The sequence below is a fragment of the Gluconobacter sp. Dm-74 genome (assembly GCF_018256135.1).
GTDB lineage: Bacteria > Pseudomonadota > Alphaproteobacteria > Acetobacterales > Acetobacteraceae > Gluconobacter > Gluconobacter cadivus.
Window position 1 is genome coordinate 171 of record NZ_JAERLX010000032.1, and the last position, 473, is coordinate 643.

Consider the following 473-nt stretch of genomic DNA (forward strand, 5'->3'; position numbering starts at 1 on the left):
ATGCAGGACGTTATTGATGACGATCGGTCGCATGGCGTTGAGTTCGAAATTGCCCTGACTGCCGGCGAAAGCGACCGAGGTATCATCACCAATGACCTGGATCGCGATCATGACGAGGGCCTCGCATTGAGTAGGATTGACCTTGCCCGGCATGATCGACGATCCGGGCTCATTTTCTGGCAGCCGCAACTCACCCAACCCGCATCGTGGCCCGGAAGCCAGCCAGCGCATGTCGTTGGCGATCTTCATGAGTGCTACNNNCCCAACCCGCATCGTGGCCCGGAAGCCAGCCAGCGCATGTCGTTGGCGATCTTCATGAGTGCTACGGCCACGCCTCGCAAAGCTGCGCTCATGCGAACCATGGCATCTAGAGTACCTTGGGCGGAAAATTTATTTGGCGCTGTAACATATGGCTCGCCTGTTAGTTGGGCTATGGCATTGGCCATATCGACGCTGAAACCTTTAGGTGCATT

1 pseudogene is annotated in these 473 nt (G+C 56.4%); it reads right to left on the minus strand.

What is annotated here, in order from left to right:
- Positions 1-473: pseudogene (locus tag JK208_RS15840) on the minus strand (lyase family protein); the annotation flags it as partial.